We start from the raw sequence: 12,954 nt of genomic DNA, 5'->3' as shown, positions 1-12,954 counted from the left end.
AGATGTGTATAAGAGACAGCCGTAAGGAGTGCGTGGATTGAAACTCCTCTCATGGCCACGTTTTCTAAAAAAGCCATCCGTCGCACTCCGTAAGGAGTGCGTGGATTGAAACTCTTAGAATTAAGAAAGAGGAACGATATCTACAAGTCGCACTCCGTAAGGAGTGCGTGGATTGAAACCTCTTATAATTCAAAAAGCCATCTCTCCTTTTATGTCGCACTCCGTAAGGAGTGCGTGGATTGAAACTATATCTCACTAATGGAAAAGAAAACAAAATCATGTCGCACTCCGTAAGGAGTGCGTGGATTGAAACCCGGACGGACACGCCGCAAAACCACCCGTCAAGGTCGCACTCCGTAAGGAGTGCGTGGATTGAAACCGTATCTCGATACGTGGGGCGGGTACGTCAAAGAGTCGCACTCCGTAAGGAGTGCGTGGATTGAAACATGTCAGGTAACGTAATGCTTGTGTTTTTCTTGCTGGTCGCACTCCGTAAGGAGTGCGTGGATTGAAACAAGAAGAATATGAAGGGTGAAGCTCCTCCCGTGCGTCGCACTCCGTAAGGAGTGCGTGGATTGAAACCAGGTCTGGGACTGTAGCTCCATGCCGCCGGAAAAGTCGCACTCCGTAAGGAGTGCGTGGATTGAAACGTTATTGGTTGCGGGGATAAAGCTGGTTGTGGTCGTCGCACTCCGTAAGGAGTGCGTGGATTGAAACGGAGTTTCTTCCTATATCAGGGGGGCAGGTTTATTGTCGCACTCCGTAAGGAGTGCGTGGATTGAAACTGTCTGTCATGGGCGCAATCGCAATGCAGGGAAAGTCGCACTCCGTAAGGAGTGCGTGGATTGAAACGATGGAACCTCCGAAGCGGGGAGGCTCCGGCGTATGTCGCACTCCGTAAGGAGTGCGTGGATTGAAACGGGACCGTAGAAGCCCGGCGCGTGTCTGATATAGGTCGCACTCCGTAAGGAGTGCGTGGATTGAAACTACTCCGGAGCTGGGAATGGACGCCGTAACCCTTGTCGCACTCCGTAAGGAGTGCGTGGATTGAAACTGCTCGGATTTATCAACAAGAACCGGGGTTTCCCGTCGCACTCCGTAAGGAGTGCGTGGATTGAAACTATCTGCTCTGATTATTTGCAGGCGTACAGCAAAGTCGCACTCCGTAAGGAGTGCGTGGATTGAAACTGGATGACGAGGCCGTCAATGGTGAGGTCGGCGGGTCGCACTCCGTAAGGAGTGCGTGGATTGAAACATCGCCGACCACTGGTCCGACCCAGACACCGTAGGTCGCACTCCGTAAGGAGTGCGTGGATTGAAACATCGCCGACCACTGGTCCGACCCAGACACCGTAGGTCGCACTCCGTAAGGAGTGCGTGGATTGAAACATCGCCGACCACTGGTCCGACCCAGACACCGTAGGTCGCACTCCGTAAGGAGTGCGTGGATTGAAACGGTAAGTCCGGCGTCACCCGGCCGGAAGAAACAAGTCGCACTCCGTAAGGAGTGCGTGGATTGAAACGCTGTTATCCGTTTGATGTTGTCAACCGACAGCAGTCGCACTCCGTAAGGAGTGCGTGGATTGAAACTCAAAAATCCGCCCTGGAACGCGTCATTATTCCGTCGCACTCCGTAAGGAGTGCGTGGATTGAAACGAGACGCCGGCCGCTAATCAATATTGCCTGCGTGGATTGAAACAGCCTGTTCAGAAAAAGCCCCGAACAAGAACAACGTCGCACTCCGCAAGGAGTGCGTGGATTGAAACTGACGGAGGGCATCCACATGGTCCACCTCCGCCGTGTCGCACTCCGTAAGGAGTGCGTGGATTGAAACCACACCCAGGCCGCGGGGGAAACGTCCACCTGAAGTCGCACTCCGTAAGGAGTGCGTGTATTGAAACTGGTCGCTGATCGTGTTGGACCTCATCATATTGGGTCGCACTCCGCAAGGAGTGCGTGGATTGAAACCTGAATGGTGATTGTTATTTGCGGTTTTCCGCCCGTCGCACTCCTTGCGGAGTGTATGAAGAGGACGACGATGCGGTAGGCTGGGGCGGCCTGTTGTCCTCTTGCAAGGGGATGGCAACAATGTTGCAGACATAGCACAGGGGTGGTGGTCAAGGGCGTTTTCCTGTAATGCTTGATAATTTTTTTACAAAGTATTGGTACATTCCGACTCTTTAAAAAATTCCATTTTTCAAAAAATTTTTCAGGATTGTTGGAGCTGGAAGGCTTGTCAGTTAATTTCTCTATTTATTTTTCAGAAAGAGGGTGCTGATGCAGGTTGAGCTCCGCAGGAGGAATGGCCTGGAGCAGGGCCAGGACGGGGTCCTGCGCCGCGCCTCCCGTTTCCCGCTGGCGGTTGAATTCCTCCTCTTCCTGCTGAAGGGCCGCCAGTTTGGTGTCTTCCACCAGCGCCTTGAATTTGTCCGCCTGAGAGTATTCTCCGTCTTCGTCCCGGAAAACGCGGGCCAGCCAGCGGCGTTTTTCTTCTGTACTGAGCAGGGGATTGTTCATTTGCCGGGGAATGTGTTTTTGTCCAGCAGATTTCCGGCAAGCTGCTCTCCATCTGCGGTGGGCCGGTAAACATAAGGTCGGCCTTCTCCAATACGGTTGACGTATCCCTGCGCAATGAGATCCTGCAGGATATTGGTAACGGTATTAGGGTGCAGGCGTGTGGCTTCCGTAATAGTGCTGTGGCGCCTGTACCCGGCAATGACGGCCAGGATGACCTGGGCACTGCTGAGGCGGAAGTCCAGCCTGCGGACGTTGGCGGCAAATATTTGTATGAAATCCAGGGCTTTCATGAGCATGTATTCACAACTTATTGTTATGTTGTTTGCTTATTATTCTCATGTTATTCACATTCTTCCGTGCAAGAGGGAGATTTGATTTTTCTCAGCAGATCCAGCAGCGGGTGGGAATCATTGGAAAAGCACTGCACCACATTGACGGTTGCCGCCTGCGGAAGAATGATTTTGTGGAATTCCTGGTTAAGATTCTGGCGCAGGCTTTGGTTACCCGTCAGGGGCATGGCCAGTTTTTCCGCCAGCCGGGTGGCCAGCGCGTCCATGAAGAGGGGATCGAATTGATCGGCGTCTTCAATATCGGCAATGTAGCTTAGGGGCAGCGGGGCGCAGGAAGCGTGAATGCGGCGTCCCTGCATTTTCCATTCCGAGCATTCCACATCCAGCACGCGCAGGCAGTCTGCGGGCAGGGTGAATTGATAGGGAGTCAGGGAATTGGGCGCCTGTGCGGAAACGGAGTCCAGCGTGGTTTGCGTGGCGGCGAAGGTCCAGCGCGCCATGCAGAGAGTTTCCCTGCGGGCCGGATGGTAATGAAGAACGCAAAGGCGGGATGCCGTGGATTCATTGGCAATCAGCGCGTCCAGAGGTGCCTCCCCTATTTTTGAGAGGGCTGCGTTGCAGATGTCCAGCGCGGATGGAGTATCCGGCTGAAGTAAGGATTCATTGATCATAGCGCCCTATGTTTTGGAGGAAACGGATGCGGAATGCATCTCGTTTGGTGGCGCCCTCTTTAATGCCACCAGTGGCATGTATGCGTCCGGTTTTTCCTCAGGTGCATTTTTTGCCGATTCGTTTATTTGATAAATGCAAGCACCTGCCCGGATTGCCTGGGCAGGTGGGGTAAGCGCCCTTTCCTTCCATGGGAAAAGAACGCTCCCGCCGCATGGATTGTCTGTGAGGCGGGCGTCCGTCATCCTCTGGAGCCTTTATCCGGCAGACGGGAAGGGGAATCAGTATCAACCATGAATAGAAAGCAAAAGAAATTATGGGATTCATGAAACCGTCCACTCCTTCCGCTTCTGCTCCGGAGCAGACCATCCCGGTCAAGGCGGAGAGCGTGGAACAAGAAGTAGGGGAAGATTATCAGGCCCGGGAACGGCAGAGGCAGGGAATGATTTCCACCATTCTCGCGCGCCGTCATTCTTCCGACGGGCAGGGGGAGGTCAATCCGCGGACTCTGCTTAGGAAAACTCTGGGATAGGCGCTGCCATGGAAGAAAGAGTTGCGGAGTTGAATTCCGTGTACAAGTCCCTGGCCGCTCAGCGCGCGCCATGGGAGACGTGGTGGGACCGTCTGAGGGATTACGTGCTGCCTCGCCGCCTGAACCGGGAAGGGGAGGTTTCCCTGCCCAACAGGGACGCCATGGACCGCATGACGGATACTACTGCCGTGGAGGCATGCCAGAAGCTGGCCAGCGGCCATATGTCCTATATTACGCCCAGCCATGACGTATGGTTCAAGTGGTCGGCTCCGGACGACCGGGGAGGCGACGAGGCGGAGGCCTGGTATAACCAGTGTTCGGAAATTGCCCTGAAAGAATTGTCCGTTTCCAATTTTTACACGGAGATCCATGAGTGTTTTCTGGACCGGGTGGCTTTGGGGACCGGAAGCCTGTTTACGGGCACTTCCTCAGACGGAAGGCTGTTGTTCACCAATATTCCGTGCGGCCAGTTCGCCTGTGCGGAGAATGCGGAAGGCCGGGTGGATACCTACGTCAGGGAGTTTGCCTACACGGCCCATCAGGCGCGCTCCATGTTCGGGGTGAAAGCTCTGGGGCCCAGGGCCCGGGAAGTTCTGGAGCGCGGAGGCAATCCGTATGCCACGACTTTGAGGTTTCTGCATGTGGTGCGCCCGCGCAGCCGCCGCAGCCGCCGCAGGGAGCAGGCTTCCCACATGCCGTTTGAAAGCGTTTACCTGTCTCTGGATGACCAGGTGATCGTGGAGGAGGGGGGATACATGGAATTCCCTTATCTGGTAACCCGCTTTTTGAAGTGGGGCAGCGGCCCGTACGGCCTGGCTCCCGGCAGGCTGGTGTTTCCCGCCATTCAGCAGGTGCAGTTCCTGAACCGTATTTTGGACACTCTTGGCGAGGTGGCCGCCTTTCCCCGCATTCTGGAACTTGCCAACCAGATTGGGGAGGTGGATTTGCGGGCCGGCGGCAGGACCGTCATTACCCCGGAGGCCGCTTCCCTTCATCTTCCCCGGGAGTGGGCCACGCAGGGCAGGTATGATGTCGGGATGGACCGTCTGGCGCAGAAGCAGGATGCGATACGCCGCGCCTATTATCTGCCCATGTTGGAGCTATGGAGCGGGCGCCATGGCAATATGACCGCCACGGAGGTCATGGCGCGGGAGAATGAGCGCGTCTTGATGTTTTCTCCTTCCTTCACGCTGTTTGTGAGTGATTTGTATTCCACAATGACACGCATTTTTTCCCTGCTGTTCCGTATGGGCAAGTTTCCCAGGCCCCCCCGTGCGGTATTGAGGGAGGGGAGGGACGGCTCCGTTGCCGTGGGAGAACCCAGGGTTGTCTATCAGTCAAAGATTGCCCTGGTGCTCAGGCGTTTGCAGAGCGAAGGGATGGACCGCAGCCTTCAGCGGCTGAACATGATGATGCAGGCTGCCCCGGATTTGGCGGATCATGTGGACTGGGACCACTGTTTCCGCCTGTCCGCCCGGGTGGACGGAGCCCCGGAGAGCATGCTGAGGCCCTGGGCCGATGTCCGCGCCATGCGGAAGGAACGGGCGGACCTCCGGCAGGGAACCTCCCCGGCTCCGGCGGAAGAGGATCCTTACGCTTCCCTCAATCCTTTGCTTGACCAGTTAACCGCGATTCAAAAATGAACCAGGATACAACATTGCAGCAGGAGGCCTCCGTCCGGGAGGCCCGTCTCAAAAGGCGCCAGCTTCTCCGGGTGTTTGACACCCCGGACGGGCGTGAGGCGCTTTCCTTTCTGGAAGCCCGCTTCCAGACTGATTTGCCCGTTTTTCAAGGCAGTTCGGGGAATTACGACCCTCTGGACGCCATGAGGAGGGATGCCTACAGGGAGATATTTCTGTACATCCGCCGCCAGCTCCAATTAGCCATTAAAGAAACTACAGAAGAAGAAAAAAATGATTGATTCCACTAATAACAGCATGGCCGCTCCTTTCAGGGATGCGGAGGGTTCCGGGGCCGTTTCCCCGGAGACGGAAGCGTTGGCCGGAGCCGCAGTTCCAACTGAACCTTTTCCTCCCCTTCTGGGGGAGGACGGAGGTTTTGCTCCGGATTGGTACGCCCGGTTTGATGAGCTGAAAGGGATGGAGAAATCCCTTTCCAAGTTTAAGACGCCGGAGGCTCTGGCGAAGAGTTACGCGGAGCTGGAACGCCTGCGACGTTATCCCGGCGTGGAGAATGAAGAACAGATGGCGCGGTTCCGCCGGCTGGCCGGATTGCCGGAGTCGGAGGAGGAATACCGCCTGGAACGTCCTGAATCCACGCCGGAAAGCGAATGGAATGCCGACCTGGCAGAACGCATGGCCCGCACGGCCTATCGTTACGGAGTGCCGCCGGAGGCAATGAACGCTCTTCAGGAGACGATGGCCCAGGCATATGATGAGGCCCGCGAGCACATGGAAGATGCCCGGATGGAGATGGAAATGCAGGCGGAACAGTCCCTTCAGCAGGAATGGGGTTCCAATTATGAACGCAACATGGGCAGGGCTGCCGCCGTTCTTCGGCGGCTTGCCTCTGAAACAGGGGTGGACGCGGACGCTTTGCTGGATAATCCGGGGCTCGGTTCCAATCCGGATGCGATCCGCCTGTTGTACCAGGCGTCACGCCTGCTTGATGAGGCTCCTCTCCATCATGCAGGAAATGCGGCGCCTTCCCCCACGGAGGAAGCCATGCGGATGGAATCGGATCCATCCCATCCTCTTTATGAGGCGTATATGAATGTGAACCATCCCAATCATAAATATGCCAATGAGTTATATGACCGTTTGACCACCCGTTAATTTCCCGGACGCTTTAACCAGCGGAGTTTCATAAGAAGCAAGCCCGGCGGAGTATCTTCCGCCGGGCTTTTAATGGTCATTGTTTCATCAGGGAAGGAGGGGTAAGGGCTGGGGCCTTAGACTGCCTTCCTATCATTAGCGTCCCGGGAAGGGGCTTGTGTTCAAAAAAAGTTGGAAAAACATTTTCCCCGCATGGGAAACACATGAGGTGAAATATTCATCATATCGTTCACCGTAAGTGAGTAAAAAGGTAGATATCTCCCGTATTTTCTCTTATTCTCGCAAATTGATCTTTTGCATTGAGCGCTTTAGAAAGGAATGGGGTTTTAAGGAGAATGACATTCGTTATATTGTACGTTATTATTTATCATAAATGAATTACGATTTATCTGCACAATTTTTTACACAAAACGTCAACGCATTTTAGCGTTCCCCTAGTAAACGGACGGAATTTGCAGACAGGTAAAAATGATGTAATCCTTTTGATATTCAATAGATAGAATAAAAAAAGACTGCCTCACCGGAGGCAGTCTTTTTGTTGAAGGTGGTACGCGGTATAGGATTTGAACCTACGACCTCCACCATGTCAAGGTGTTGCTCTACCACTGAGCTAACCGCGCGTTTGTAAGTGCGGGCGGATTATTACCCGATTAAGGAGGAAAGAGCAATACTTTTTTTGAGGGCGCTTCGTTTTGTGAAGGGTGACGGAAGCGTTTCTTCGGTAAGAAGACGCTGATTTCTCTTCCTATACAAAGTATTTTTGCTAATCTGAAAAAAACGTTTTACCGAGTATGATGAACAGACATTTTATTTTTGCGTTGTGTACGGTGTTGGGATTCAGCGTTTCCGGCGTTTCCATGGCTCAAGGCGTTCCCGTGGACAAGGAAGCCGCCGCCAAGGCCGCCAAGGCGGCGAAAGTGAAATTCCGCTGGGGTAAGAGCCTGAAGAGCGCTCAGAAGCAGGCGGCGGAAACCGGCCTTCCTATTGTTCTTCTTTTCACGGGAACGTCCTGGTGCGGCTTTTGTATTAAGCTGGAGAAGGAAATACTTTCCAAAAAGGACTTCAAGCAAGGCATGGACGGCGTGGCTATCGGCGTCAAATTTGAATTCGGCAGTTCGGATTTCAGCAAATCCAAGGAAGCCAAGACGTATAAAATTACCGGCGTGCCGGTCATGGTGGTAGTGGATGCGGAAGGCAAGGAGCTGGGCCGCACGGGTTATGTTCCCGGCCGTACTCCCGCCCAGTACGTTGAATTCTTCAAGAAATACGCGCCCAAGGCTGCGGAAGCCAAGTAAGGCTGTTGTTCCGGAAAAATTTGATTAACAGGAGCGCCGGCAGAAAACCCGGCGCTCCTTTCTTGTTCCGGCAAAAGATGCTGGCCATTTATTCGCTGTACTGTTTTCAAGGCTGCAGTCGTATAAAAGTTATGACAAAGCATATTGAATGAAGGCTTTCTGTATCAGGTCTCATCTGCATGCCTGAATTTACAAATGCATTTAGCGGATTAAAGGAAAACCGGAAACTCACTCATGGCGAATTGGTGAGGGCCATCCGGTTCATGATCGCAGCGGAATATGAAGCCATCCAGCTTTATACCCAGCTTGCAGAATCCATAGACCATAAACTGGCCCAGGAAGTCCTGCTGGATATTTCCAATGAGGAAAAGGAACACGCGGGCGAATTTCTCCGCCTCCTCCAGGTGCTGGCCCCGGACGAACAGGGCTTTTATGACGAGGGGATGGGTGAAACCAATGAAAAAATTGACAAGTTGAAGGCGTCCTGTCCGGACGGCGCATGCAACAGTTCCGCCGCCCATTGACGGCGCCTTCCGTCTGTAGTTAAAGCGCCCGGTTTCCCTGTAAAGGGGGCCGGGCGTTTTCATGACGCCGGGCTTTTGCTTCCAGCTCGGCCGCGTGGCGGGCGCAGAAGGCAATGCAGCGTTCACAGGGGCGGGAGGCGTAATAAGCTGCCGTTCTTTCTCCGGGGCGCGCCGTTTCCGCAGCCAGGCGCTCCGGGGACAGCCCCAGCAGTTCCCGGCAGTAAAGCGTGCCGAATTCCTGTTTAAAGGAGGCGGCCAGGGATTGAACCAGAGAAAAGATTTTCTCCTTTTCTCCGGTTTCCGGGGAACTGTTTCCGTACAGGCTCCCTGCCAGCATGCTCAGTCCGCAAAAAGCGCCGCATACTTCCCGCATGCGTCCAATGCCTGCCCCCAGGGGGGAGGACAGCTTCAGGGCCGTTTCTTCCGTCAGTCCGCAGACATCTGCAAAAGCGGCAAAGACGGATTGGGAACAATTATATCCCTGGTGGAAATAATCCAGAGCCCGGGCAGTCCGGTCTTCCTTGGAAGGGATCATGGGAAAAAGGGTTTCTTTTACTGCTTTTTTTCTGCGGGCGTGTCCGCTGCGGCTTTTTCCGGCTTGTTGCGGTCCGTCAGACGAAGCATGAGTATGTAGCAGACGGCCAGCACCAGCACGGCCAGAATAAGAGGAAGGCTTTCGCTCTTGACGGTGCGGATCAGCTCCTCCGGAGATTTGAGCAGTTCCGGATGCCGTTCCCCGATGCGGTGCCCGTACCAGGCGAGCACCGTGCACCAGGCAACCGAGCCGAGCACGGTGACCAGGGAGAAAATGCCGAAGCCCATGCGGACAATGCCGGCGGGAATGGAAATGAGATGGCGGATGACGGGCAGAAGGCGGGCGAAGAAGACGCCGGAAACTTCGTACCGCTGAAGGAAGATTTCCGCCTTTTCCACCTTGTGGGGCGGCATGAAAAAGAATTTGCCCCAGCGCATGACGACCGGGCGGCCCACGGTCCGGGCCACGGCGTAGGTAATGGCGGAACCCAGCCAGGAGCCGAACGTTCCGGCGGCCACCACTCCCCAGAAGCTCATGGATGCTCCTGCCTGGGCGGACAGGATGGCCGCGGGCGGGATGACCACTTCGCTGGGAACGGGGAAGATGGAGCTTTCCATGGCCATCAGGACAATGACGCCCGCATATCCCCAGTCCTGCACCCAGGACATCCAAAGTGAGATCAACTCATGCATAACGGCGCGTATCTTGCATCAAAATCCTTGAAAGGAAAGTCTTTTATTGCGTCCCGGGAACGGGGCTGGTAAGATAAGAAAGCATCCGGCGCGCGCCGTTGCAGAAAATGATGAAGCTTTATATCATAGCAGGCGAAAAGAGCGGGGACATTCATGGTTCCCTGTTGTTGAAAAATCTGCTGCGCCTGATGCCCGGCATGGAGGTCTCGGGGCTGGGAGGCCATGGCATGCACGCGTTATGCCCCGGCGTGGAGGACTGGGCGGATGAAGCCGCCGTTATCGGCGTGGTGGAGGTGCTCAAAAAATACGGATGGTTCAGAAGGCGTTTTCTCTCCATTCTGGAGAGGATACGGCAGGACCAGCCGGATTGCCTGGTTTTGATTGATTATCCGGGGTTTAACCTGCGGCTGGCGGAGAGGGTCCGCAAGTGCTGCCCCCGCACCAAAATCGTTTATTTTATTTCCCCGCAGGTTTGGGCGTGGCACCGTGGGCGCATTCCCAAGATGGTGCGCATGCTGGACTTGATGATGTGCATCTTCCCCTTTGAGGCCCCCTTGTTCCAGGAAGCCGGCCTGAGAACGGAGTTTGTGGGGCATCCCCTGGTGGATGAAATTGCTTCCATCCGTAAGGAGGGCGTCCGGGAGCCGTCACTGGTCGGTCTGTTTCCCGGCAGCCGGAACCGTGAAATTGACAGGCATTTCCCGGTATTTATAGAGGTAGTGAGCCGTCTTTCCCGGGAACGGCCGGAACTGTCCTTTGAAACCGCCGCTTCCACGGAGGCTCTGGCGGAAAGAATGCGCGGCATGGCGCGGAAGGCCGGCATGCCGCCGGAGCTGTTCCACATTACGGTGGGGGGATATCATGAGCTGATGGACCGCGCCGCCGTGGGGGTGGTGGCTTCCGGCACCGCCACCATGGAGGCCGCCTTGCACCGCCTGCCGTACACGCTGGTGTACAAGGTTCCCCTGCTGACGTACTGGATGGCCCGCATGCTCATCAAGATACGCTTCATCGGCATGGTGAATATCCTGGCGCAGAAACCCGTGGTGAAGGAGCTGGTTCAGTTTGATTTTACGCCGGACAAGGTGATTGATGAAATAGAACGCCTGCTGGTTCCGGAAAACAGGGACGCCCTGCTGGAGGAAATGAAACAGGCCTCCGACAAACTGGGGCAGGGAGGGGCTGCGGAACATGCGGCCCAGGCCGTCTGCCGCCTGTTGAAGGAATAATTCAGGAGCTCCAATGATGCATTGGGGCCGGGAAAGCGCCGTTCCGGCCCTTGATGCGGGAAAATGGGGCAGGGGAAGAGAATTGGCCCTCCAATTTCGGGAACAGGGCATGTAACGCATTTTTGTCCGGCCGCCCCAGCCCTGAATTGTAGATATCCCGGCGCTGCCGTGATGCAGCAGGCAACGTCCCGGCAGCCGGGAAAAGCTCCTGAGGGTGGTTGTTCCCCATGCCGGGAGGCCTTTGAAGTTCTTCCGCCGTCATGTTTGGCCATACGGGAAAAAGGAACTTCCGGCATGGAGACGTTTCCGTAGAAAAGAGAAGCGCCGGGCGAACCCGGCGCTTCTGGTGTGTTTTACATTGGCAGCAAGTATGTCGGCCAGGGATCAGACTACCCCCTGGTCGATCATGGAATCCGCCACTTTCACGAAGCCGGCGATGTTGGCGCCGGTGACGTAGTTGGTGAAGGATTTGTCGGAGGAGTATTCCTGGGCGTGGGCCACGGCGTTTGCGTGGATGTTGGCCATGATGGTCTTCAGCTTGTGGTCCACTTCTTCACGCGTCCAGGAGAGACGCTGGCTGTTCTGGGACATTTCCAGCCCGGAGGTGGCCACCCCGCCGGCGTTGGCGGCCTTGGCCGGCCCGTACAGGATCTTGGCGGCCAGGTAAGTTTCAATGCCTTCCAGGTCCGTAGGCATGTTGGCGCCTTCCGCCACCAGGGTGCAGCCGTTCTTGATGAGGGTGCGGGCGTCTTCCCCGTTGATTTCATTCTGCGTGGCGGAGGGGAAGGCGCAGTCGCACGGAACGCTCCAGGGGCGCTGGCCTTCAAAGTACTGGGCCTTCGGGAACTGCTTCACGTATTCCGCGATGCGTCCGCGGCGCTTGTTCTTGAGTTCCATGACCCAGGCCAGTTTTTCCGGAGAAATGCCGTCCGGATCGTAAACATAGCCGTTGGAGTCGGACATCGTGACCGCCTTCGCGCCCAGTTCGTTAAGTTTTTCCACCGTGTACTGGGCTACATTGCCGGAACCGGACACCAGGCAGACCTTGCCCTGCAGGTCGTCGTTGCGGGTGGCAAGCATGTTCTGGGCGAAGTACACGCAGCCGTAGCCGGTGGCTTCCGGACGGATGAGGGAACCGCCCCAGTTCAGGCTCTTGCCGGTGAGAACGCCGGTGAATTCGTTGCGGATTCTCTTGTACTGTCCGAACAGGTAGCCGATTTCGCGGCCGCCCACGCCGATGTCCCCCGCGGGAACGTCCGTATCCGCGCCGATGTGGCGCTGAAGCTCCGTCATGAAGCTCTGGCAGAAGCGCATCACTTCATTATCGCTCTTACCCTTGGGGTCGAAGTCGGAACCGCCCTTGCCGCCGCCCATGGGGAGGGTGGTGAGGGAATTTTTGAAAACCTGTTCAAAACCCAGGAACTTCAGGATGCCGAGGTTGACGCTGGGGTGGAAGCGGAGACCGCCCTTGTACGGCCCGATGGCGCTGTTGAATTCCACACGGTACCCGCGGTTCACCTGAACCTTGCCCTGGTCATCGATCCACGGCACGCGGAACAGAATGGTTCTTTCCGGTTCCACGATCCGTTCCAGAATCGCGTGGTCTTCATACTTGGAATTCGCGGCCAAAACCGGTTCAATCGTGCTGAGCACTTCCTGAACGGCCTGGATGAATTCTTTTTCGTGGCTATGCTTGGCCTTGACCAAGTCGAGCACGCGCTGGGAATATGTCTGTGCCATCTTTTCTGTTGTTGTATTTGGGTTGACGCTTCACGCGCAGTGTTGCGCATGCGCTTTCCGTTTATCATTCCGTAGAGCGGACTGGCAATTATTTTTTTTCTGACGGTCTTTAGGGGTCAGCAGGAAAATAGAAAAT

13 protein-coding genes, 1 tRNA gene and 1 CRISPR repeat array are annotated in these 12,954 nt (G+C 55.6%); of the genes, 7 read left to right on the top strand and 7 right to left on the bottom strand.

Annotated elements, in window-relative coordinates; all coding sequences use genetic code 11:
* Positions 1-79 precede the first annotated feature (79 nt).
* Positions 80-1,968: a CRISPR direct-repeat array (repeat unit 33 nt; unit sequence GTCGCACTCCGTAAGGAGTGCGTGGATTGAAAC).
* Between the two features lie 285 nt (positions 1,969-2,253).
* The 3 genes from CI070_RS01905 to CI070_RS01895 are packed head-to-tail and all read right to left on the bottom strand — an operon-like array spanning position 2,254 to position 3,478.
* Positions 2,254-2,517 (bottom strand): hypothetical protein, encoded by a 264-nt coding sequence (locus tag CI070_RS01905; RefSeq protein ID WP_094137187.1) that lies wholly within the window; start codon positions 2,515-2,517, stop codon positions 2,254-2,256.
* The gene (locus tag CI070_RS01900) at positions 2,514-2,813 is read right to left on the bottom strand and encodes a BlaI/MecI/CopY family transcriptional regulator (protein WP_094137186.1); all 300 of its coding nucleotides are present in this window, start codon (positions 2,811-2,813) and stop codon (positions 2,514-2,516) included. The genes CI070_RS01905 and CI070_RS01900 overlap by 4 nt, the downstream gene beginning before the upstream one ends.
* Before the next feature lie 44 nt (positions 2,814-2,857).
* Positions 2,858-3,478: a hypothetical protein gene (locus CI070_RS01895; RefSeq protein WP_094137185.1), complete on the bottom strand. Its 621-nt coding sequence runs from the start codon at positions 3,476-3,478 to the stop codon at positions 2,858-2,860.
* A gap of 323 nt (positions 3,479-3,801) precedes the next feature.
* Here CI070_RS01895 and CI070_RS01890 point away from each other — a divergent pair, with 323 nt between their 5' ends.
* Genes CI070_RS01890 through CI070_RS01875 form a run of 4 tightly spaced genes read left to right on the top strand, consistent with a single transcriptional unit; the run spans position 3,802 to position 6,803 of the window.
* Positions 3,802-4,008 (top strand): hypothetical protein, encoded by a 207-nt coding sequence (locus tag CI070_RS01890; RefSeq protein WP_143245705.1) that lies wholly within the window; start codon positions 3,802-3,804, stop codon positions 4,006-4,008.
* An 8-nt stretch (positions 4,009-4,016) separates the two neighbouring features.
* Positions 4,017-5,651: a portal protein gene (locus CI070_RS01885; protein ID WP_094137183.1), complete on the top strand. Its 1,635-nt coding sequence runs from the start codon at positions 4,017-4,019 to the stop codon at positions 5,649-5,651.
* A complete protein-coding gene (locus CI070_RS01880) occupies positions 5,648-5,929 on the top strand; it encodes a Bbp19 family protein (RefSeq protein ID WP_094137182.1) in 282 nt (93 codons plus the stop codon). Before CI070_RS01885 ends, CI070_RS01880 begins: the two co-directional genes overlap by 4 nt.
* Complete coding sequence (locus tag CI070_RS01875; RefSeq protein WP_094137181.1) at positions 5,922-6,803, top strand: hypothetical protein; 882 nt, start codon at positions 5,922-5,924, stop codon at positions 6,801-6,803. The genes CI070_RS01880 and CI070_RS01875 overlap by 8 nt, the downstream gene beginning before the upstream one ends.
* A 545-nt stretch (positions 6,804-7,348) precedes the next feature.
* Here CI070_RS01875 and CI070_RS01870 read toward each other — a convergent pair.
* Positions 7,349-7,423: transfer RNA gene (locus tag CI070_RS01870), tRNA-Val, on the bottom strand.
* Positions 7,424-7,594: 171 nt separating this feature from the next.
* Between CI070_RS01870 and CI070_RS01865 the strand changes: the two genes are divergently transcribed.
* The gene (locus CI070_RS01865; RefSeq protein WP_094137180.1) at positions 7,595-8,098 is read left to right on the top strand and encodes a thioredoxin family protein; all 504 of its coding nucleotides are present in this window, start codon (positions 7,595-7,597) and stop codon (positions 8,096-8,098) included.
* Positions 8,099-8,277: 179 nt separating this feature from the next.
* Positions 8,278-8,622: a ferritin family protein gene (locus tag CI070_RS01860; protein WP_094137179.1), complete on the top strand. Its 345-nt coding sequence runs from the start codon at positions 8,278-8,280 to the stop codon at positions 8,620-8,622.
* A 19-nt stretch (positions 8,623-8,641) separates the two neighbouring features.
* Here CI070_RS01860 and CI070_RS01855 read toward each other — a convergent pair whose 3' ends face one another.
* Positions 8,642-9,157 (bottom strand): C-GCAxxG-C-C family protein, encoded by a 516-nt coding sequence (locus tag CI070_RS01855; RefSeq protein WP_094137178.1) that lies wholly within the window; start codon positions 9,155-9,157, stop codon positions 8,642-8,644.
* A gap of 17 nt (positions 9,158-9,174) precedes the next feature.
* Positions 9,175-9,849, bottom strand: a complete 675-nt coding sequence (locus CI070_RS01850; protein ID WP_256943594.1) for a DedA family protein — start codon at positions 9,847-9,849, stop codon at positions 9,175-9,177.
* Positions 9,850-9,956: 107 nt separating this feature from the next.
* Here CI070_RS01850 and lpxB point away from each other — a divergent pair, with 107 nt between their 5' ends.
* Positions 9,957-11,078 carry a lipid-A-disaccharide synthase gene (gene lpxB, locus CI070_RS01845; RefSeq protein ID WP_094137176.1) on the top strand — a complete coding sequence of 374 codons (1,122 nt, stop codon included), beginning with the start codon at positions 9,957-9,959 and terminating at the stop codon, positions 11,076-11,078.
* A 384-nt stretch (positions 11,079-11,462) separates the two neighbouring features.
* Here lpxB and gdhA read toward each other — a convergent pair whose 3' ends face one another.
* The gene (gene gdhA, locus CI070_RS01835; RefSeq protein ID WP_094137174.1) at positions 11,463-12,818 is read right to left on the bottom strand and encodes an NADP-specific glutamate dehydrogenase; all 1,356 of its coding nucleotides are present in this window, start codon (positions 12,816-12,818) and stop codon (positions 11,463-11,465) included.
* Positions 12,819-12,954: the final 136 nt, after the last annotated feature.

This window comes from Akkermansia muciniphila, from assembly GCF_900184965.1.
GTDB lineage: Bacteria > Verrucomicrobiota > Verrucomicrobiia > Verrucomicrobiales > Akkermansiaceae > Akkermansia > Akkermansia muciniphila_A.
This window is presented reverse-complemented; position numbering and strand designations above follow the sequence as displayed.